This window comes from Pseudonocardia ammonioxydans, from assembly GCF_900115005.1.
Classification (GTDB): domain Bacteria; phylum Actinomycetota; class Actinomycetes; order Mycobacteriales; family Pseudonocardiaceae; genus Pseudonocardia; species Pseudonocardia ammonioxydans.
This window is the reverse complement of sequence record NZ_FOUY01000007.1, coordinates 25,556-45,517: the sequence shown is the minus strand read 5'-3', so window position 1 is coordinate 45,517 and position 19,962 is coordinate 25,556. Positions and strand designations below refer to the sequence as shown.

Genomic DNA, 19,962 nt, shown 5'->3' with positions numbered 1-19,962 from the left:
GACGGTTAACGCACGGTTATTCCGATTCGGGCCCGGTCGGCACCCGGCCCGCGCGCACGGCGGGCAGGATCGCCTGGTCGACGATCTCGGCGAGGCGGTCGGGCCCGGGCTCGCTGCCCGTGTCGATCCCGTACTTGAGCACCAGCGCCTCCCCGAGGTCCTCGACGACGGGGGTCAGCGCCGCCGGGTCGAGGTGGCCCAGCCGGGCGTAGTGCCGCAGGACGGTCGCGGTGAATCGGCTCCCCGCGCCGTCGAACACCTCCTGCAGGCCCGCGGTGAGCTCTGGATACCGGTGTCGCTCGGTGAGGATCGCCTGCACCGCCCGCGCACTCGGGTGCCGCGACCACTCCAGCAACAGCTCCAGCGCGCGGATGAGGTCCCCGCGCAGGTCGTCGGCCGCCGGGGACGGTTCCTCGACCGGGTAGGCCGCACCGATCGCCTCGAGCAGCAACGCCCCGGGGGTGGCCCACCGCCGGTAGAGCGTCGTCTTCGCCGTCCCCGCCCGGCGGGCGACCCCCTCCATGGTCAGCCGGCCCAGCCCGGCCTCCTCGAGCTCGGCGAGGACGGCCGCGTGCAGGGCGGCGACGAGCTCGGCCCCCCGGCGGCGTGAACGTGACGCCACGATCCTCCTTGTTAGATACGGCCCCGTATCTTAGTCTTCGATCGCTACGGCACCGTATCTTAGAGGAGAGCTCCCATGTCGGCGTCGCCACCCACGAGGCTCCCGGGCGCTGCCCGGGCACTCGCCCCGGATCTCGCCCGCGGGGTCATGCTCGCCCTGATCGCGCTGGCGCACGCCCAGGCGCTCACCGGCCGGGGGCTCGCACCACTGCCCGGCACCGCGACGGTCGTGGACGGTGTGACTCAGGCGCTGCTGACGCTGCTCGTCGACAGCCGGGCCTACCCGATGTTCGCGGCGCTGTTCGGCTACGGCCTGGTGCAGGTGCTGCGCCGGCGTGAAGCGGCGGTCGGCCCGGACCGCGCACGACGGATGGTGCGCCGGCGCGGCGTATGGCTCGTGGTGTTCGGGGTCGCCCACACCGTGCTGCTGTTCACCGGCGACATCCTCGCCGCCTACGGTCTTCTCGCGGTGCTGCTGGCCGGTGTGCTGGACGGGCGCGGCGGACGCCTGCTCGGCGCGGCCGCGGTCGCCGCTGTGGCCGGGTCGCTCGCCTACGGCGCGGTGCTCGCGCTGCCCGATCCCACCGCCGGGGCCGAGGTGCCGGCCGACCCGCTCACGTCGGCCCTGGTGCGAGTGGCCGTCTTCCCGGTGCTCACCCCGCTCAACGCAATCATGGCCGCGGCGCCGGTCCTCATCGGCGCCTGGGCCGCCCGGCACGGCGTGCTCACCGACCCCGCTCGGCACCGGGCCCCGCTGCGCCGGGTGGCCCTCGCCGGGATCGCGATCGCCGTGACCGGGGCGCTCCCCCAGGCCGCCCGCACCACGGGCCTGTGGGCCCCGGAGTTCCCCGGCGCGTTCGCCGCGGGAGCCCTGCACACCGCGACCGGATACGCCGGGGGCATCGGCTACGCCGCGGCGATCGGTCTGCTCGCGGCGTACCTGGGCACCCGGCCGTGCACCGGCCGGTGCACGGCGGCGCTCGTCGCGTGCGGGCGGCGCTCGTTGAGCTGCTACCTCGCCCAGTCGCTCGCCTGGCTGCTGCTGTTCGAGCCGTACCTGTTCGACCTGGGCGGCGCGGTCGGCCCGGCGGGCGCGTCGGCGATCGGGCTGGCCGTCTGGGCGGTCACGGTGGCCGTCGCGGCCCTGGCGGAGCGCGCCGGCCGGCCGGGCCCGGCCGAATGGCTGCTGCGCAGGATCGTGGAGCCCCACCGCGCGGGATGAGCCGGTCGGCGGTCGATCCACGGCCGGCGAGCCGTCGGCCGGCCGGTCCAGGGGAGCCGGGCGCAGAGCCCTCAGCGCGGGGACGGCGGTGCCGTCGTCCCCCGTACCACCAGCCGCGTCGGCAGCTCGACGCCCGCCGGCTCACCCCCGTCGAGTGCGACGAGCAGCGCCTGCGCGGCCAGCTCGCCCTGCCGGCGGACCGGCTGGGCGATGGTGGTGAGGTCGGCGACGGCCGCCATCTCGTGGTCGTCGAACCCGATCACCGACACCTGCCCGGGCACCGCGACCCCGGCCCGGCGCAACGTCCGGACCAGGCCCAGCGCGGCCTCGTCGGACATCGCGAACACCGCGGTCGGCAGCCGGGGCAGCGACAGCAGCTCCCCCGCCGCCGCGTCACCGGCCTCGACGCCGGCGCCGGTCTCCAGGACCGGCCCGCGCCCGCTGCCGGACTCGTCGAGGGCGTCGGCCCAGCCGGCCCGGCGGTCCCGGGTGGTGGCCTGCCCGCACGCCTCGTCCGGGTCGAAGGACACCAGCGCCACCTCGGCGTGCCCCAGGCCCACCAGGTGCTGCACGGCCGCCCGCGCGCCCGCCCGGTCGTCGATCCCGATCCGCGGCCGGCCCGGCATCTCGCCGCCGACGACCACCACCGGGACCGCGAGCTCGTCCAGCGCGGCCCGCTCGGCGTCGTCGATCGCGGAGGCGACGACGATCAGCCCGTCGGCCCGCCCGCGCACCGGCAGGGTCGCGAAGAAGTGCGCCCGGCCCACCGGGTCGCCGACGTTGTGCAGCTGCAACGCGTGCCCGGCCACGGCGAGCACCGACTCCACCCCGGCGACGGCCTCGGCGAAGAACCAGCGGGTCGGGAACCGGGCGAGTACCCCCACGGTGGCCGCCCGGGCCGGGAGCGTGTACCCGAGCGACGCGGCCGCGCGGCGGACCCGCTCGCGGGTGCCCGCGGAGACCGGGGTGCCCTCGCGCAGCGCCCGGGACACGGTCGCCGGCGAGACCCCGGCGAGCTCGGCGACCCGCCGGACACCCGCCCGGCGGACCACCTCGGGCAGCGGCTCGTCCGTCACGGGGACATTCTGCGCCGCGCTCGACAGTCGTTGCAACAGCGTGGAACAGTATGAAACATGAGCGCCCACGACCTCGACTGGTGGCGCAACGCCGTCGTCTACCAGGTGTACATCCGCAGCTTCGCCGACGGGAACGGTGACGGCACCGGCGACATCGCCGGCCTGCGCAGCAAGCTCGACCACCTCGCCCGGCTCGGCGTCGACGCCGTCTGGATCAACCCCTGGTACCCGTCGCCGCTGGCCGACGGCGGCTACGACGTCGCCGACTACCGCGCGATCGACCCGCGGTTCGGCGACACCGCGCAGGCCGAGGCGCTGATCGCCGAGTTGCACGAGCGCGGGATCAAGATCCTGCTCGACATCGTCCCCAACCACCACTCCGACGAGCACCGATGGTTCCGGGAGGCGCTCGCCGCCGGGCCCGGCTCCCCGGAGCGGGAGCGCTACGTCTTCCGCGACGGCCGCGGCGAGCACGGCGAGCAGCCGCCGAACAACTGGGAGTCGATGTTCGGCGGGCCCGCCTGGGAGCGGGTTCCCGACGGCCAGTGGTACCTGCACCTGTTCGACGTGAAGCAGCCGGACGTCAACTGGGAGCACCCGGAGATCCGCGAGGACTTCGAGCGGACGCTGCGGTTCTGGTTCGACCGCGGCGTCGACGGCTTCCGGGTCGACGTCGCCAACGCGATGGTCAAGCAGCCCGGCCTGCCGGACATCGCCGAGGGCGTCAACGACGTCCAGGACGGCGGCCACCCCTACCTCGACCGCGACGACGTGCACGAGATCTACCGGTCCTGGCGCGCGATCGGCGACTCCTACGACCCGCCGCGGGTCTTCGTGGCCGAGGCCTGGGTGCCCGACCCGGAACGGCTGGCCCGCTACCTGCGCCCGGACGAGCTGCAGACCGCGTTCAGCTTCAACTTCCTCACCGCGGCCTGGCTCGCCGACGACCTGCGGCGCAACATCGACGAGGCGATCGCCGAGAACACCGCGGTCGGCGCGCCCGCGACCTGGGTGCTGTCCAACCACGACGTCTGCCGGCACCCGAGCCGGCTCTCCCGCAAGCCCGAGGCCGGACGGGGCTGGAACCTCGACGACGTGATCGACCTGCCCGCCGATCCCGAGCTCGGGCTGCGCCGGGCCCGCGCCGCGACGCTGCTGATGCTCGCGCTGCCCGGGACCGCCTACCTCTACCAGGGCGAGGAGTTCGGGCTGCCCGAGGTGGAGGACATCCCGGTCGAGAAGCTCGACGACCCGACCTGGACGCTGTCCGGCCACACCGAGCGGGGCCGCGACGGCTGCCGGGTGCCGCTGCCCTGGGCGGCGGACCGGCCCGGGTTCGGCTTCGGTTCCGGTGCCGGCGCTGCCGCCGAGCCGTGGCTGCCCCAGCCCGCGGTGTTCGCCCGGCACGCCGCCGACGTCCAGGAGGCCGACCCGGACTCGGTGCTGCACCTCTACCGGGACGCGCTCGCGATCCGGCGGGCACACCCGGCGCTCGGCGGCGGCACGCTGACCTGGCAGGACTCCCCGGAGGGCACGCTGGCGCTGCGCCGGACCCCCGACCCCGACTGCGCTGCCCCCGGCGGCCCCGACTCCGGAAGCAGCTTCACCGCCCTGGTGAACGTGTCCTCGGCCCCCGTCTCGCTGCCCGAGGACGCCGAGGTGATGCTGGCCAGCGGCCCGCTCACCCCGCGCGGAGAGGTGCCCGCCGACACGACGGTCTGGCTTCGCCTGTGAGTGGTTATCGCGGTCAGAGCCGCGAAAACCACTCACGAGCCACTACGCCACCACCGGCAGCCCGGAGAACCAGATCTCGCGCAGCGTGCGCTCGGTCCAGCGCCAGACCCGCCGGGCGACGACCGGGTCCACGGCGTGCACGGCGACCCCGTGCCCGGATCCCGGCCCGGCCGGGTGGGCCTCGCCGAGGTCCTCGAGGTAGCGGCCGCTGATCCCGCCGACCAGAGGCGACGCCGCGGCCAGCACGACCGTGGCCGCGGCCTGCTCCGGTGCGGCCGAGGCCGGCCCGGGGTGCACGGCGTTCACCGCGATCCCGTCGCCGGACCAGCGGCGCGCGGCCTCGACCGTGTGCAGCACCGCGGCGGTCCGGGACCGAGCGTCGGCCAGCGCGCGGTCGTAGCGGGACGAGACGAAGTGCGGGTCCTCGAGGTCGAACGGCGCGCGCAAGTGCGCATCCGGGGAGACGTTCACCACCCGGGCGCCGTCCACGGCGGTCAGTGCCCAGTGCAGGCCCGCGCTCAGGGCGGCCGGGCCGAGGTGGTTGACGGCCAGGTGCAGCTCCCACTCGTCGACGGTGCGGGTGAGCGGTGCGCCGCTCACCCCGGCGGCGTGCACGAGCATGTGCAGCGGACCGTCCCAGAGCCGCACGAACCGGGCGATCTCGCGCTGGTCGGCGAGGTCGATCTCGCCGACCCGGACCTGCTCGTTGCCGGTGGTGGCGACGATGCCGGCCCGGGCGGACTCACCGGCGTCGGCGTCGCGGACGGCGAGGGTCACCTCGGCGCCCGCACCGGCCAGGGCACGGGCGGTCTCCAGCCCGACGCCGGAGGCGGCGCCGGTGACGACGGCGCGCCGGCCGGTGAGATCGACCCCGGCCAGGACGCCGGCAGCGGTCGGCGCAGCGACCAGCGGGGTCTCGTCCTGCTCGGAGAAGGTGTGGGTGGACAGGGATCGGGGTGTGGTGAACCGGAAGTGCATGGCGGTGATCCCGTCTGCTCGGGGACTCACGGAACCGGCTCGGCGGCAGCTCGGAGACGGCTCGACAGCAGCTCAGAGGCGACCGGAGGCAGCATCGCGAACCCGGGACGTGAAAACGGAGGACTCTCCGAATAGACTCGACAGTATCCGGAGCATCCTCCGGTTCGCAAGTCGTATCGTGGAGCCGACCCTGTTGGAGGAGGCACACATGCCCACCGGCACCGGCGACACCGGAACCCGCCCCGCGCAGCGCGCGGACGCCGCCCGCAACCGCGAGCTCCTGCTGGCCGCGGCGGTGCGGGCGTTCACCACCGAGAGCGCGGGCGGCCCGGCGCCGACGCTGGACCGGATCGCGAAGGACGCCGGGGTCGGGATCGGCACGCTGTACCGGCACTTCCCGAACCGGGAGGCGCTCGTCGAGGCCGTCTACCGCAACGAGCTCGACCGGCTCTGCGCGGCGGCGACCGAGCTGCTGGGGCAGCTGCCCGCCGACCGGGCACTGCGCGCCTGGATGGACCGGTTCGTCGACTACGTGATCACCAAGAAGCACCTGGCCGACTCGCTGCACGCGCTCGTCGCGTGCGGGCACAACCCGTTCGCGCGCAGCCGCGAGCGCATGGTCGACGCGATCCGCGCGCTGCAGGAGGCCGGCGTGGCCGACGGCACCCTCCGGCCGGACGTCGACGCCGCCGACGTGCTCGTCGGGACCAGCGGGGTGTGCATGGCCGTCGCCGACCCGGAGGGTCGCGCCCAGGCCGGACGCCTGCTGGACCTGCTTGTGGACGGCCTGCGCCCGCCGGCGGCGCGGACCGGCACCGACGGTGATCGTCCGGACACGTAGGATCGGCGGCGGGGTTCCGGACACCCGGTCCGGATGAACGTCGGAGGGACCATGGGCGAGCCGCTGCGTCGCCGCCGGGCACAGAAACCGATCGTCACGGCCGCACCGCCCGCGGACCTGGTCGCCGCCCCCGGTTACGGTGCCCGGCGCATGTACCAGGCCTACCTGTCGGCCTGGAGCCGGCACGTCGACGCCGTGCTGACCGGACCGCAGTTCGCGGTGCTCTCGGCCATCCGCGCCTACCCGGACTCCGACCAGAGCTCGCTGGCCGGCGCGGTCGCGCTGGACACCTCGACGATGGCCGACGTCTGCCGGCGGATGGAGCGGCGCGGCCTGATCACGCGCACCGAGTCCCCCCGCGACGCCCGTCGCAAGATCCTCTCCCTGACCGCCGACGGCGCCGCCGCGCTCGAGGAGGTCACCCGCCGCACCCGACGCCTGGACCGCGAGCTGCTCGACGCCGTCCCGGCCGAACGGCGCAGCGAGATCGCCGGCCTGCTGAACACCCTCGGCGCGCACTGGGAGGCGGTCGCCGAGCGCGGCCCGCTCGACGACCCCGCCTGAGCCCCCGGCCCGGCGACACTGGGCCGGATCCGCGGCCTGCCGGATGTGAACGGCGGGTCACGCCACGTTGCGGTGCGAGGTCATTCCGCGCAAACTCTTGCGTATCCGGATAGTACGTGCTCGGATTACTTCTCGTTGCGGGCTGCGTCACAACGGTGCGGCCCCCGGATGCGAGGAGGTCGTCGTGGCACCCAGCCAGTCCCTGCAGATCACGGTCGCGGGAGGCGGCCTGGGCGGACTCACCGCCGCGCTCGCGCTGCGCCAGCAGGGCTTCCGGGTCACCGTGCTGGAGGCCGCGCCACAGCTCGGCGAGGTCGGCGCCGGCATCCAGACCGCGCCGAACGCCAGCCGCGTGCTGATCGGGCTCGGCCTGCGGCCGCAGATGGAGGACATCCACACCGCCCCGCAGGACCAGGTCCGCCGGCGCTGGGCCGACGGCAGCGTCATCGCCCAGCTCCCGCTCGGCCAGAGCGTCGTCGACACCTACGGCGCGCCGTACTGGCACTACCACCGTGCCGACCTGCACCGGATGCTGCTCGACGCCTGCCTGGACGCCGACGGGCCCGGACCGGTCGTCGAGGTCCACACCGATGCGAAGGTCGTCGAGCTCGACCGGACGGACCCGGACCGCCCGGTGGCCGTGACCGGCCGCGGCGAGCGGTTCGCCGGCGACGTGCTGGTCGGCGCGGACGGGATCCGCTCGGCCGTGCGCGACCTCGCCGGGTTCCCCGACACCCTCGCCTTCTCCGGCGAGATGGCCTACCGCGCGCTGATCCCCGGCGACCTCATCGCCGCCGACCCGGCCACCCGGTTCCTGGTCGACCGCTACCACTCCACGATCTGGTACGGCCCCGACAAGCACCTCGTGCACTACATGATCCGCCAGGGCGAGTTCCTCAACATCGTGGCGATCGTGCCGTGCACGCCCGAGGTCGAGCGGGACTGGACGGCGCAGGCCTCCCCCGACGAGATGGTCGAGGCCTTCTCCGACTGGGACGACCGCGTCCCGGCGATGCTGGCCAAGGCCAAGGACGACGTGGCCGCCTTCGCGCTCTACCGCCGCCGGCGGGACCCGGTGTGGGTGGACGGGCGCGTCGCGCTGCTCGGTGACGCCTGTCACGCGATGCTGCCCTACCAGGCCCAGGGCGCCTCCCAGGCGATGGAGGACGCCGCCGTGCTGGCCGAGGAGCTGGGCGCCGCGGGCGGGTCCGGTGTGGACGGTGCACTGACCCGCTACGTGCACCGCCGCGCCAAGCACGCCGGGATGGTGCAGGACGCGTCGTGGGCGAACATGAGCTTCTACCACCTGCCCGACGGCCCCGAGCAGCGGGAGCGCGACGAGAAGCTGCGCAGCTTCGACGGTGAGTCCGACGTCTCCTACGACTGGCTCTGGCGGGGATCACCACTGCACGATCCCGACAACGAGGCCATCACCTACCAGTTCGCCCGCTAGGAACATCCACGACAGGAGTACCGACATGCGTACCGGAGACCAGGTCGTTCAGGACCTGCCCTGGCGGTGGAGCGTCCAGGGGAAGATCTTCATCATCGGCGGCCTCGGCTACATGTTCGACGCCTGGGACGTCGCCCTCAACGGCTTCCTGACCCCCCTGCTCGGCACCGAGTTCGACCTCTCGACCGGCGAACGCGGCCTGGTCGCCACGGCCAACCTGGTCGGCATGGCCGTCGGCGCCGTCGCCTGGGGCACGATCGCGGACCGGATGGGCCGCAAACGCGCGTTCAGCATCACGCTGATGATCTTCGCGTTGTTCTCCGTGCTCGGCGCGCTGTCGCCGAGCTGGGAGATCTTCCTCGTCCTGCGCTTCCTGGCCGGTGTCGGCCTCGGCGGCTGCATCCCGGTGGACTACGCGATCGTCAGCGAGTTCTCCCCACGCAAGCAGCGCGGCAAGGTCCTCGCCGCGATGGACGGCTGGTGGCCGATCGGCACCACCCTGGCCGGTCTCTCGGCCACCCTGCTGGTCCCGGTCGAGGGCAACTGGCGCTGGATGCTCGCGCTGATGGTGCTGCCGGCACTGCTGCTGTTCTGGATCCGCCGCGGTGTCCCGGAGTCCCCGCTCTACCTGGCCCGTACCGGCCGCGAGGCGGAGGCCCGTGCGGTCATCGACGACATGGTGCGCAAGACCGGCGCCACGCCGGAGGAGTACTCGATCCCGGCCGTCGCGCCCGAACCCGTCCGGTCCCGCCGCCGGGGCGTGGCGGCGATCGCCGAGCAGCTGAAGCTGATCTGGGCCTTCTCCCCGCGGATCACCGGTGTCGCGTGGTCGCTGTTCATCACCGTGATGGTCGTCTACTACGCCGCGCTGTCCTGGATGCCGTCGATCCTGCGCTCGCAGGGCATGGGTGAGGTCGCCGCGTTCGGCTCCACCACCGTGATGAACGCGGTCGGCATCCTCGGTGTGATCACCTCGGTGCTGCTGGTCGAGACGCTCGGCCGCAAGTGGGTGATCGGCGTCGCCGGCCCGCTCGCCGCCCTGTCGCTGGTCGTGTTCTCGCTGGTCATGGAGTCCTCGACCGCGGCGATCGTGATGATCGCGGTGTTCGGGTTCTTCTCCCTGGTCGTCATCCCGGTCATGTACGCCTACGTCTCCGAGCTCTACCCGACCGAGCTGCGGGCGTCCGGGTTCGGCTGGGCGTCGTCGTCGAGCCGGGCGGTCACCGGATTCGTCCCGCTGATCTTCGGGAGCGTGCTGTGGCCGGTGCTGGGCCTGCCGCTGACGTTCACACTGATGGGCGTGCTCCTGGTCGCCGCGGTCGTGTTCATGGCCTTCGCCGCCCCGGAGACCCGCGGCCGGGAGCTGGACCGCATCACCGGCACCGAGCAGACTGTCGAGGAACGGGCGGTGGGGAAGGCGTGAAGCCCGCCACGTTCACCTACCACCGGGCGTCCTCGGTGCGCGACGCGGTCGGGCTGCTGAGCGAGCTGGCCGAGGAGGAGCCCAAGCTCCTTGCCGGCGGGCAGAGCCTGGTCGCGATGATGAACTACCGGATGGCCCGCCCGGGTCACCTGGTCGACATCACGCACGTGCCCGGGCTGGCCGGCATCCGCCGCAGCACCGGTGACGACGGCCGGGCGATCCTGCGGATCGGGGCGCTGACCACGCACCGTGCGGTGGAGAAGGCCGATCTGGGGCCGGAGTTCGCCGTGCTGTCGCGGGCCATGCGCTGGGTCGGGCACCTGCCGATCCGCACCCGCGGCACGGTCGGCGGCAGCATCGCCCACGCCGACGCCACCGCGGAGTGGTGCCTGCTGGCGGTGCTGCTCGACGCCCGGATCGTGGCGGAGGGCCCCGCCGGGCGGCGGGAGATCGGTGCGGGCGAGTTCTTCCTCGGCCCGTTCACCACCGCCCTGGAGCCCGACGAGGTGATCGTGGAGATCGTGTTCGACCGACCCGCACCGCGGGCGGCCCTGACCGAGTACGCCGACCGCCGCGGCGACTTCGCCGTCGTCGCGGCGGGGGCGGACCTCGACACCGGCTCGGTCGTGCTGGGCGGGGTCGCGACGGTGCCGCAGCTCGTGCGGGCCGCCGGGACCCCGGACGAGATCGCCGACGCCCTGGATCTGCGCGACGAGCCCGGCGTCCCGGCCGCCTACCGCCGCGGCCTGGCCCGGACCCTCGTCGCGCGGGCCCGCGCCGAGGCCGCTGCGACCACCGAGGAGGACAGCAATGGGTGAGCCGGGGTTCCGGCCGGACGGGACCTGGGTGGGCGCGGACGTCCCGCGCCGGGAGGACCCGCGGCTGCTCGCCGGCCGCGGCCGGTTCGTCGACGACATCACGCTGCCCCGGATGCTGCACGCGGCGTTCGTCCGCAGCACCGAGGCGCACGCCCGGGTCACCGCGGTCGACCTGAGCGAGGTGCGGGAGGTGCCCGGCGTCGTCGCCGCGTTCGACGCCGCCGACCTGGGCCTGGCCGACATCACCGCGCTGCTGGACCGGCCGGCGGAGGAGTTCACGCCGACGTCGATGCCGGTCCTGGCCCGGGACAAGGTCCGCTACGTCGGGGAGCCGCTCGCGGTCGTCGTCGCGACCGACCCGTACGCGGCCGAGGACGGGGTCGAGGCCGCGGTCGTCGAGTACGACCCGCTCGACCCGGTGGTGACCGAGGCCGCCGCGCTGGCCGCCGCCGGTACCCCGGTGCACGACGAGGCTCCCGGCAACGTGCTCGTCGACGTGTCGCTGTTCGCCACCGAGGGCATCGACGAGGTGTTCGCCGCCGCATCCGCGTCGGCCGGCGACGTCGTCGTCACCGTCGAGGCGAACACCGGGCGGCAGAACGCGCTGCCCCTGGAGACCCGCGGCGTGGTCGCCGACTGGGACGACCGCGACGAGCAGCTGCTCGTGCGCACCTGCACCCAGGTCCCGCACCAGGTCCGCACGGTGCTGGCCCGCTGCGCCGGGCTCGACGAGAAGCAGGTCCGGGTGACCGTGCCGGACATGGGCGGCGGGTTCGGGCAGAAGTGCGTCGTGGGCCGCGAGGAGATCGCCGCCGCGGCCGCGGCCCGGCGGCTGCGCCGGCCGGTGAAGTGGATCGAGGACCGGCGCGAGGCGCTGACCGCGAGCTTCCTGGCCCGCGAGCAGCACTACACCGCCCGCGCCGCGTTCTCCGCCGACGGGCGGATCCTGGCCCTCGACACCGACGTCGTCTGCGACATGGGTGCCTACTCCTGCTACCCGTTCACCGCGGGGATCGAGCCGCTGATGGCCTCGGCGGAGATGCCGGGCGTCTACCGGGTCCCGGCCTACCGGGTGCGCGGCCGCGCGGTCACCACCAACAAGGCGCCGACCGCGCCCTACCGCGGGGTGTCGCGCCCGCAGTACGTGATGGTGATGGAACGGCTGATGGAACGGGCCGCCCGCGAGCTGGGCCTCGACGCGGTGGAGGTCCGGCGGCGCAACGTGATCACCGAGTTCCCCTACCGCGGGATCAACAACGTCACCTACGACCCCGGCTCGTACCTGGAGTCGCTGGACCTGTGCGAGCAGGTGCTGCGCGACGAGGGCTGGCTGTCCCGCAGCGGGCGCGACCGCGACGGCCGGATGATCGGGATCGGCTTCTCCTGCTTCTCCGAGCGCACCGGCTACGGCTCGGGCGCGTTCGCGCAGCGCAAGATGCAGGTCGTGCCGGGCTTCGACATCTCCCAGATCACGATGGACCTGGACGGGACGGTCACGGTCACCACCGGCACGCTCTCGCACGGCCAGAGCCACGAGACGACGTTCGCCCAGATCGTCGCCGACCGGCTCGGCATCGGCTACGACAAGGTCAAGATCGTCCAGGGCGACACCGACCGGATCACCTACGGCTGGGGCTCGTTCGCGTCCCGCTCGGTCACGATCGGCGGCTCGGCCGCGGCGGCGGCCTCGGTGAAGCTCGGTGACCAGCTGCGCTCGATCGCCGCGCACCTGGCCGGGGTGGACATCGACTCGACCCGGCTCGACGGCCGGGGCGGGGTCCGCGCCGGGGACCACACGTACCCGTTCGCGGAGCTGGCCGACGTCGCCTACCTGCGCGCGCACCTGCTGCCCAAGGACGTCGGCCCCGGGCTGACGGCGACCGCCAGCTTCGACGTCGGCGGCGACGGGACGTTCTCCAACGCCACCCACGGGTGCGTGGTCGCGCTCGACCCGGGCACCGGCGGCGTGGAGATCCTGCGCTACGTGTGCGTGGAGGACTGCGGGGTCGCGATCCACCCGCGCGTCGTCGAGGGCCAGGCCCGCGGCGGCATCGCGCAGGGCATCGCCGGGGCGCTGTTCGAGCAGGTCACCTACGACGAGCTCGGCCAGCCGCTGGCCCCGAGCTTCATGGAGTACAAGGTGCCCACCGCCGCCGAGATCCCGGACGTGCGGATCGAGCACCTCGAGACCCCCTGCGCGTTCACCGCGGACGGCGCCAAGGGCGCGGGCGAGGGCGGGACGATCGGTGCCCCGGCCGCCGTCCTCAACGCGGTGAACGACGCGCTGCGCCACACCGGCGTCGAGCTCGACGCCACCCCGATCCCGCGCGCCGCGATCTTCGCGGCCCTCTCGCTCGAGGAGGCATCATGACCGACGTCGCGCTCGTCGAGCTGCACGTCAACGGCGAGCGGCACGATCTCGCGATCCCGCCGCGGCGCACCCTGGCCGACGTGCTGCGCCACGACCTCGGGCTGACCGGCACGCACGTCGGCTGCGAGCACGGCATCTGCGGGGCGTGCACGGTGCTGGTCGACGGCGCGCCCGCCCGGGCCTGCCTGCTGTTCGCGATCCAGGTGGAGAACGCCGAGATCCGCACCGTGGAGTCGCTGGCCGATCCGGACGGCGGGCTCTCGGACCTGCAGCAGTGCTTCTCCGAGCACCACGGCCTGCAGTGCGGGTTCTGCACGCCCGGCTTCCTGATGCTCGCCGAGGGCTACCTGGCCGAGGAGCCGGAGGCGACCCGCGAGGAGATCCGCGAGGTCGTCGCCTCGAACCTGTGCCGCTGCACCGGTTACCAGACCATCACCGACGCCATCGACGACTGCGCGTCCCGCCGCCGCGCGGCCCTGCAGGCCGCGCTCGACACCGCACCGGAACCGACAGCGGGGAGCACCGCATGAGCAGCCTGCACGGCGCCCAGACCGACGCCACCTACGACCGCGCCGGGTTCGGCGCGCGCAGCCGGATCGGGACCCGACCGGCGATCGTCGTCGTGGACCTCACGGCCGGGTTCACCGACCCGGCCGCCCCCACCGGCAGCGACCTGACCGATGTGGTCGCCGCGACGTCGTCGCTGGTCGAGGCGGCCCGCCCGGCCGAGGCCCCGGTCGTCTGGACGACGATCGCGTTCACCCCGGCCGAGCTCGACACCCTGCCCTGGCTGGTGAAGGCGCCGGGCATGCGCGGGCTGGTCGAGGGCTCGGACGCCGTCGCGTTCGACCACAGGCTCGACGTCCGCGACACCGACCACGTGCTCACCAAGAAGGGCGCGTCGGCGTTCTTCGACACCGGGCTCGCGACCGTGCTGCGGGCCTCCGGTGTGGACACCGTGGTGGTGTGCGGGGCGACGACGAGCGGGTGCGTGCGCGCCACCGCGGTCGACGCCGTCCAGTCCGGGTTCGGCGTGCTCGTGCCGCGCGAGTGCGCCGGGGACCGGGCCGAGGGCCCGCACGAGGCCAACCTGTTCGACATCGACGCCAAGTACGGCGACGTCGTCTCCCTCGACGACGCCGTGGCCTATCTCAAGGGAATCTGAATGGGAAGGACCCCGGTGACCTCCACCCTGACCACCCGCCAGGTCCGCCAGGACGCCCTGGCCGACCTCGCCGACGTGCAGGCGGTGTCGCGCTGGGCGCGCAACGGCGACCTGCGGCTGCACGTGCTCGACTACGAGGGCACCGGCACCCCGGTGCTGATCCTGCCCGGCATCACCAGCCCGGCGATCACGATGGACTTCGTGGCGCGGGAGCTCAGCGACCTGTGCCGGCCGCTGCTGCTCGACGTCCGTGGGCGCGGCCTGTCCGACTCCGGGACCTCCTGGACGCTCGACGACTACGCCTCCGACGTGCTGGCCGTGCTGTCCGAACTGGACCTGGGCGCCGAGCCGGTGCTGGTCGGGCACTCGATGGGCGCGCGGATCGCCGCGGTGGCCGCCACCCGGCGTCCGCTCCGCGGGACCGTGCTGGTCGACCCGCCGCTGTCCGGGCCCGGCCGCGGGCCGTACCCGACCTCGCTGGAGGCCTTCCTCGGCCAGCTCGCCGAGGCCGTGCGCGGCACCGACGGCGACGAGGTCGCCCGGGCCTGGCCGCGCTGGCCGCGGGCCGAGCAGGAGCTGCGGGCGCGCTGGCTGTCCTCGTGCGACGAGGCCGCGATCCGGGCCACCCACGCGGGGTTCGAGAGCGAGGACTTCTTCGACGCCTGGCCGTCGGTCCCCGCGCCCAGCACCGTGCTGTACGGCGCGGACTCGCCGGTGGTCACGGCCGACGGTGCCGCCGAGATCGCCACCGCCAACCCGCGCGGTGAGCTCGTCGCGATCCCGGACGCCGGGCACATGGTGTTCTGGGACAACCCGGCCGAGGCACTGCGCCTGCTGCGTGGCGCGCTCGAGCCGCTGGTCGGCTGACCGACCCTCCCCTCCCCTTCCTCCCCTGACACCGCGTACGGCACCGCCCCGGAACGCCCCGCTCGGGTGCTCCGGGGCGGTGCCGTTCGCGCGCTCCCGGCCGCCGGCGGGCGCCGGCTGCGGTCGAACGGGGAGCGGCCTACCGTCGGGGTCGTGCGTTCCCGAACCCGGACCGGTGTCCTCGCGCGGACCGTCGCCGTCGTGGCGCTGTTCGTCCTCGCCGGCTGCTCCTCCGGCCCGGCCACCATCGAGCAGGACCCGGACACCGGCCGCTCCGGTACGAGCGCGTCCGCCCCGGCCGGGTCGGACGGCGCGCAGGCGCTGCGCACCAAGTTCCGGTTCTTCACCCAGGACGCCTGCTACTCCGCCGACCCGGCCGAGGCGTTCGGCCGGTGCGCGCGGTTCACCACCGAGATCCGCAACGTCCTCGGCCAGGTCCGCCAGGACGTCCCGGCCGCCACCGCGCAGGCCGACGCCACCGAGCAGGCCCTCGACGGCTTCGCCTCCGCCGGCTGCGAGGCGGAGCCGGGCACCGTCGGCGGTGGCGACCCCGCAACCTGCGCACCGGCCTACCGCCAGGTGCAGGAGGCCGTGCAGGGGCTGGCCACCGCGGTCGGTGCGCCCCGCTGAGCCCGACGCTCAGCCGGCCAGCAGCGCGTCCACCTCGCCCCGCGTCGGTGCCGTCGCCGGGCCGTACCGGGTGACCGCCAGTGCCGCGGCGGCGTTCGCCCGTCGCGCCGCCTCGAGCGGATCCGCCCCGCGCAGCAGCTCCGCGGCCAGCACCCCGCAATGGGCGTCACCGGCGCCGTTGGAGTCCACCGCCTCGACCGGCGGCGCCGGGACCGCATCGGCACGTCCGTCCCGGACCAGCACACATCCCTGCGCGCCGTCGCGCACCACCACGGTCGCGCCGTCCGGGAGCTGCCGGGCGAGCGCACGGCCTGCCTCGAGGGTGTCCGGCTCCCCGGACAGCAGGCGGGCCTCGCGGGCGTTGCAGCTCAGCACATCGGTGGCGGCGAGCATCCGGGCCCACGTGTGCGCGGGCACGTCGGCCACCAGGGGCCCGGGGTCGAGCAGCACCACCGCCGGGGTGGCGGCCACGTAGGACACGACCAGGTCGGACTTCCCCGCGGCGAGCAGGCTGTAGCCGGACACGTACACCACGTCGTGCGACGTCGCGGGCGCCAGCGGGCCCGGCGGGCCGGTCTCGACCCCGCTTCCGGTCACGAAGGTCCGTTCCCCGGACGGCTCGACCAGCGCCACACACACGCCGGTGTCGCCGTGCGGATCCGGCGGTGCGGTGACGGTGACGCCCTCGGTGGCCAGCGCCGCCCGCACCAGGTCCCCGCGCGGCCCGGTGCCGTGCCCGCCGGCGTAGGTCACCGCGGCGCCGGCCCGGGCCGCGGCGGCGACGACGTTGAACCCGCCGCCGGGGAGCATGACCGTGTCGGTGGCGAGCACGTCGCCGCCGGGCGGGGGCAGCTCCGGAACGCGCATGACCAGGTCGACGAGCACCTGGCCGGTGTGCACGAGCCGGCCGGTCACCGGGGCTCCCGGGCCCCGCCGGCCACGGCGTACGCCCCGGCCGCGACGACGAACGTGATCACCCAGGCGAGTCCGTTCTCGCCCAACCAGGTACCGGCGAGCGGGCCGGTGAACCACGGTGCCGACGACGGCCCGACCGTCGCGAACAGGTACCCGGCGACGATCCCGACGGCCCACGCGGCGGTCGCCCGGGGCTCGACGCCGCCGCGGTACCAGTAGCGGCTGCTCCGGCCGGTGTCGACCAGGGCGTCCGGGTCGTAGTCCACGCGGCGCAGCATGTCGACCGCGAACACCCCGACCCAGGCCGTGATCGGGATGGCGAGGGCGCTGATGAACGCGATGAACGGCGTGTAGAAGCCGTCGGCGACCAGCATGAAGTAGATCGCGCCGGCGAAGGTCACCAGCACGTCGACGACCACCGCGTACACCCGCGGCAGCCGCACCCCGAGGGTCAGGGTGGTCAGCCCGGCCGAGTACACGGACAGGTGGTTGGACAGCAGCAGCCCGCCGAACGCGGCGACCAGGTACGGGATCGCCATCCAGACCGGGAGCATGTCCCGGATGGCGGCGACCGGATCGCCCGCCTCCGCGAGCGCGGGGTCGCCGGCCGCAAGCAGGCTGCCCAGCGAGATCAGCAGCACCAGCGGGATCCCGGCACCGGCCGCCGCGGACAGCACCAGCGATCCGGCCCGCACCGACGGCGCCTGGTAACGGGACATGTCGGCCGAGGCGTTCGCCCAGCCGATCCCCGTCCCGGCGGCGATGACACCGACCGCGGCCACGACCGCACCGACCGGCGCCGGCGTCGCCGAGGCGACGGCGGTCCAGTCCACAGTGGCGACCAGGAACCCGCCGACGAGGATGTTGAGCGCACCGAAGACCCAGGTCGCCCAGCGCTGGACCGCGACCAGGACCCCGTGGCCGAGCCCCGCGACCAGCACCGTGCAGAGCACGAAGACCGCGATGCAGGCGATGGTGATCACCGGGTGGTCCTTCGCCGCCGGACTCGTGCCCGCCACGATCGTGACCAGCGAGAGCAGCGCGAACGCGGCAGTGGTCGTGTTGACCGTCTCCCAGCCGAGCCGGGAGATCAGCGACACCAGCGTCGGTCCGATGTTGCCGCGGGCACCGAACACCGCCCGCGAGAGGGTCAGCCCGGGTGCGCCGCCACGACGCCCCGCGATCGAGATCGCGCCGACGATCGCGAACGAGCCGACGGCGCCCAGCACCGCGGCGACGACCGCCTGCCAGACCGTGAGCCCGGACGCGACGAGCGTCGCCCCCAGCGGGAGCCCCAGGATCGAGATGTTCGCGGCGAACCAGACCCAGAACAGCTGGCCCGGGCGCCCGTCCCGTTCGCCGACGGGCACGGGCTCGATGCCGCGGGTCTCGAGGGCCCCACCTGCGGGACCGGCATCGGTGTCGGTCGTATCGGTGGCCATGGCAGCCTCCTATCGAGGGGTGGACCGGATCCGGAGCAGCCCGTCGACCAGGTCGTCGAGGGGGTCGAGCAGCGGTGCGTTGACCCGGCGCACGGTCGCGACCAGGTCCGCGGGGAGGCCGGCGGCACCGTGCGCCGCGCCGAGGACGGCGCCGCAGATCGCGGCGACCGTGTCGGTGTCCCCGCCCAGCGACGCGGCGGTGACCAGCGCGCGCCGTGGGTCGTCGCCGAGCGCCGCCACCAGGCCGAGCGCGGCGACGACCGACTCGGTGGCGGTCACGGACGTCCCGACGACGCCCGCGACGGTGTCGGCGAGTGTGTCCGGGGCCAGCCCCGGCAGTAGGCGGAAGGCGACCTCCAGCCGGGATGCGACGTCGGCGCCGGCGGCCCAGTTCCCACGACGGGCGCCGGCCCGGGCCCCCTCCACGGCGGCGGCCAGAGCGGCGGGGAGCCCCGCACCGGCCACCGCGGTGGAGATCGCCGCGGCGACCGCCGCGGCGGCGGCGATCCCGGGTGCGGTGTTGTGGGTGACGACCGCGGACTCCACGACGGCGTCGAGCAGCCGTGGGCCGGTCGCGGCGACCCCGATCGGGGCGACCCGCATCGCGGCACCGTTGGTGACGCCGTCGCGCCCGGCGAGTTCCGGCAGCTCGCCCTCGGCCAGCCGGGTCAGCGCGCGCCGGGTGGAGGGTCCGAGCAGGTCCAGGGACCCGCGCCGGATCATCTGCTCCTCCCACGCCTCGAGCGCGGCGGCGAACACCTGCGGGGGGACCCGCCCACCGTGCGTGACGACGATCCGGGCGAGCAGCAGTGCCTGCTCGGTGTCGTCGGTGACCGTCCCTGCCCGGAGCTTCGGAGCGATCGGCTGGTCGTCGGCGCCGTCGAGCAGCCGGTCGACGACGCCGTACCGGGCAGCGATCGCCTCCCGGGACATCGACTGGGTCGGCATGCCGAGGGCGTCTCCGACGGCCAGGCCGAGCAGCGTGCCGAGCGCGCGGTCCCGCTCCCCGCTCACCGTGCGTCCCCGGCGGGGCCGGAAGCGCCCGTGGCCTCCCCGGCCGAGCCGAAGGCGAGGTGGAACCGGAAGCGTTGCGGGTCGAGCAGGCTCACCACGTGTTCGGCGAGTCCGCCGCCGGGCGTGCGGGTGATCCGCGTCGCCCGCAGGAACAGGTCGCCGGGGTCGCGCTCGAGGCGGGCGGCCTCGGCGGCGTCGAGCGGCTCGGCAGAGATCCACTGCTCGCCGGTCGCACCGTGCAGCCCGGCGGCGGCGAGGGTCGCCGTGATCGACCCGTCCACGAGGCCGCGCTCCGGGAGCCCGGCGAGCTCGGCGGTGGCGGGCAGCGACGCGGTCTCCAGCGAGACCGGGCGGCCGTCGGCGCGGCGCAGCCGACGCACGGTGACCAGCGGGCCCTCCCGCTCCTCGACCGCGGGGTCGCCGCCCGCGGCGATGCCGAGCAGTTCGGTGCCGACCTCGGCACCGGACTCGGCCAGCGCCCGGGCCCAGCCGAGCTGCTGGTCCAGCCGGGCACCGTCGAACGTGACGAAGGATCCGACCCCGGTCTCGGTCGCGATGAGATCGCGGCGCTGCAGCTCGGCGAGTGCGCTGCGCACGGTCCCGCGGGACACCGCATAGGTCTGCGCGAGCTGGTTCTCCCCCGGCAGCCGTTCGCCGTGGCCGAGCCGGCCGGAGCGGATCCGTCCCGCCAGATCAGCGACGAGCCGGGCCCGCTTGGAGCGACCACCCTGTTCAGACATGTACAAACATGTACAGGTTCGCACCGTGGCTTGTCCAGATTCGGCTCGTCCAGATCCGGCTCGTCCTGCTCGGCCGTACCGGCGCCTC

19 protein-coding genes are annotated in these 19,962 nt (G+C 74.5%); 12 read left to right on the top strand and 7 right to left on the bottom strand.

The window, feature by feature from the left end:
- Window positions 1-16 precede the first annotated feature (16 nt).
- On the bottom strand, window positions 17-622 hold the full coding sequence (locus BM093_RS09065) for a TetR/AcrR family transcriptional regulator (protein ID WP_245773406.1): 606 nt from the start codon (window positions 620-622) through the stop codon (window positions 17-19).
- Window positions 623-697: 75 nt separating this feature from the next.
- On the opposite strand from BM093_RS09065, the gene BM093_RS09060 reads away from it, so the two are divergent.
- Entirely contained in the window at window positions 698-1,843 is a 1,146-nt protein-coding gene (locus BM093_RS09060) for a DUF418 domain-containing protein (protein ID WP_093340256.1), read from the top strand.
- Window positions 1,844-1,914: 71 nt separating this feature from the next.
- Here the strand turns inward: BM093_RS09060 and BM093_RS09055 are convergent, their stop codons facing one another.
- Entirely contained in the window at window positions 1,915-2,919 is a 1,005-nt protein-coding gene (locus tag BM093_RS09055) for a LacI family DNA-binding transcriptional regulator (protein WP_177238354.1), read from the bottom strand.
- Between the two features lie 57 nt (window positions 2,920-2,976).
- Here BM093_RS09055 and BM093_RS09050 point away from each other — a divergent pair, with 57 nt between their 5' ends.
- Window positions 2,977-4,653 (top strand): glycoside hydrolase family 13 protein, encoded by a 1,677-nt coding sequence (locus tag BM093_RS09050; protein ID WP_093340253.1) that lies wholly within the window; start codon window positions 2,977-2,979, stop codon window positions 4,651-4,653.
- Between the two features lie 42 nt (window positions 4,654-4,695).
- On the opposite strand, the gene BM093_RS09045 is transcribed toward BM093_RS09050, so the two are convergent.
- Entirely contained in the window at window positions 4,696-5,661 is a 966-nt protein-coding gene (locus tag BM093_RS09045; RefSeq protein WP_245773405.1) for an SDR family NAD(P)-dependent oxidoreductase, read from the bottom strand.
- Window positions 5,662-5,839: 178 nt separating this feature from the next.
- Here BM093_RS09045 and BM093_RS09040 point away from each other — a divergent pair, with 178 nt between their 5' ends.
- From BM093_RS09040 to BM093_RS09000, 10 genes are all read left to right on the top strand, one after another.
- Window positions 5,840-6,472 carry a TetR/AcrR family transcriptional regulator gene (locus tag BM093_RS09040; protein WP_093340549.1) on the top strand — a complete coding sequence of 211 codons (633 nt, stop codon included), beginning with the start codon at window positions 5,840-5,842 and terminating at the stop codon, window positions 6,470-6,472.
- 51 nt (window positions 6,473-6,523) lie between these two features.
- Window positions 6,524-7,036, top strand: a complete 513-nt coding sequence (locus BM093_RS09035) for a MarR family winged helix-turn-helix transcriptional regulator (protein WP_093340248.1) — start codon at window positions 6,524-6,526, stop codon at window positions 7,034-7,036.
- A 184-nt stretch (window positions 7,037-7,220) separates the two neighbouring features.
- Window positions 7,221-8,489, top strand: a complete 1,269-nt coding sequence (locus BM093_RS09030; protein WP_093340245.1) for an FAD-dependent monooxygenase — start codon at window positions 7,221-7,223, stop codon at window positions 8,487-8,489.
- Window positions 8,490-8,514: 25 nt separating this feature from the next.
- Window positions 8,515-9,912, top strand: a complete 1,398-nt coding sequence (locus BM093_RS09025) for an MFS transporter (RefSeq protein ID WP_093340242.1) — start codon at window positions 8,515-8,517, stop codon at window positions 9,910-9,912.
- Complete coding sequence (locus tag BM093_RS09020) at window positions 9,909-10,730, top strand: FAD binding domain-containing protein (protein ID WP_093340239.1); 822 nt, start codon at window positions 9,909-9,911, stop codon at window positions 10,728-10,730. The genes BM093_RS09025 and BM093_RS09020 overlap by 4 nt, the downstream gene beginning before the upstream one ends.
- Window positions 10,723-13,101 carry a xanthine dehydrogenase family protein molybdopterin-binding subunit gene (locus tag BM093_RS09015; protein ID WP_093340236.1) on the top strand — a complete coding sequence of 793 codons (2,379 nt, stop codon included), beginning with the start codon at window positions 10,723-10,725 and terminating at the stop codon, window positions 13,099-13,101. The genes BM093_RS09020 and BM093_RS09015 overlap by 8 nt, the downstream gene beginning before the upstream one ends.
- Window positions 13,098-13,631, top strand: a complete 534-nt coding sequence (locus tag BM093_RS09010; RefSeq protein ID WP_093340233.1) for a (2Fe-2S)-binding protein — start codon at window positions 13,098-13,100, stop codon at window positions 13,629-13,631. Before BM093_RS09015 ends, BM093_RS09010 begins: the two co-directional genes overlap by 4 nt.
- Complete coding sequence (locus BM093_RS35845) at window positions 13,628-14,266, top strand: isochorismatase family protein (protein WP_177238353.1); 639 nt, start codon at window positions 13,628-13,630, stop codon at window positions 14,264-14,266. The genes BM093_RS09010 and BM093_RS35845 overlap by 4 nt, the downstream gene beginning before the upstream one ends.
- Before the next feature lie 15 nt (window positions 14,267-14,281).
- Entirely contained in the window at window positions 14,282-15,133 is an 852-nt protein-coding gene (locus tag BM093_RS35840) for an alpha/beta fold hydrolase (protein ID WP_245773404.1), read from the top strand.
- A 153-nt stretch (window positions 15,134-15,286) separates the two neighbouring features.
- Window positions 15,287-15,763, top strand: a complete 477-nt coding sequence (locus BM093_RS09000) for a hypothetical protein (protein WP_143105307.1) — start codon at window positions 15,287-15,289, stop codon at window positions 15,761-15,763.
- A 9-nt stretch (window positions 15,764-15,772) separates the two neighbouring features.
- On the opposite strand, the gene BM093_RS08995 is transcribed toward BM093_RS09000, so the two are convergent.
- Genes BM093_RS08995 through BM093_RS08980 form a run of 4 tightly spaced genes read right to left on the bottom strand, consistent with a single transcriptional unit; the run spans window position 15,773 to window position 19,874 of the window.
- Window positions 15,773-16,678 (bottom strand): PfkB family carbohydrate kinase, encoded by a 906-nt coding sequence (locus BM093_RS08995; RefSeq protein ID WP_093340228.1) that lies wholly within the window; start codon window positions 16,676-16,678, stop codon window positions 15,773-15,775.
- Window positions 16,675-18,120 (bottom strand): purine-cytosine permease family protein, encoded by a 1,446-nt coding sequence (locus BM093_RS08990; protein ID WP_093340225.1) that lies wholly within the window; start codon window positions 18,118-18,120, stop codon window positions 16,675-16,677. The genes BM093_RS08995 and BM093_RS08990 overlap by 4 nt, the downstream gene beginning before the upstream one ends.
- Window positions 18,121-18,129: 9 nt before the next feature.
- Window positions 18,130-19,134 (bottom strand): ADP-ribosylglycohydrolase family protein, encoded by a 1,005-nt coding sequence (locus BM093_RS08985; protein ID WP_177238351.1) that lies wholly within the window; start codon window positions 19,132-19,134, stop codon window positions 18,130-18,132.
- Window positions 19,131-19,874: a GntR family transcriptional regulator gene (locus BM093_RS08980; protein ID WP_093340222.1), complete on the bottom strand. Its 744-nt coding sequence runs from the start codon at window positions 19,872-19,874 to the stop codon at window positions 19,131-19,133. The genes BM093_RS08985 and BM093_RS08980 overlap by 4 nt, the downstream gene beginning before the upstream one ends.
- Window positions 19,875-19,962: the final 88 nt, after the last annotated feature.

Coding starts and splice junctions, on each gene's coding strand:
- BM093_RS09060 (WP_093340256.1), top strand. CDS start 698: ATGTCGGCGTCGCCACCCACGAGGCTCCCGGGCGCTGCCCGGGCACTC.
- BM093_RS09050 (WP_093340253.1), top strand. CDS start 2,977: ATGAGCGCCCACGACCTCGACTGGTGGCGCAACGCCGTCGTCTACCAG.
- BM093_RS09040 (WP_093340549.1), top strand. CDS start 5,840: ATGCCCACCGGCACCGGCGACACCGGAACCCGCCCCGCGCAGCGCGCG.
- BM093_RS09035 (WP_093340248.1), top strand. CDS start 6,524: ATGGGCGAGCCGCTGCGTCGCCGCCGGGCACAGAAACCGATCGTCACG.
- BM093_RS09025 (WP_093340242.1), top strand. CDS start 8,515: ATGCGTACCGGAGACCAGGTCGTTCAGGACCTGCCCTGGCGGTGGAGC.
- BM093_RS09015 (WP_093340236.1), top strand. CDS start 10,723: ATGGGTGAGCCGGGGTTCCGGCCGGACGGGACCTGGGTGGGCGCGGAC.
- BM093_RS09010 (WP_093340233.1), top strand. CDS start 13,098: ATGACCGACGTCGCGCTCGTCGAGCTGCACGTCAACGGCGAGCGGCAC.
- BM093_RS35845 (WP_177238353.1), top strand. CDS start 13,628: ATGAGCAGCCTGCACGGCGCCCAGACCGACGCCACCTACGACCGCGCC.
- BM093_RS08990 (WP_093340225.1), bottom strand. CDS start 18,120: ATGGCCACCGATACGACCGACACCGATGCCGGTCCCGCAGGTGGGGCC.
- BM093_RS08980 (WP_093340222.1), bottom strand. CDS start 19,874: ATGTCTGAACAGGGTGGTCGCTCCAAGCGGGCCCGGCTCGTCGCTGAT.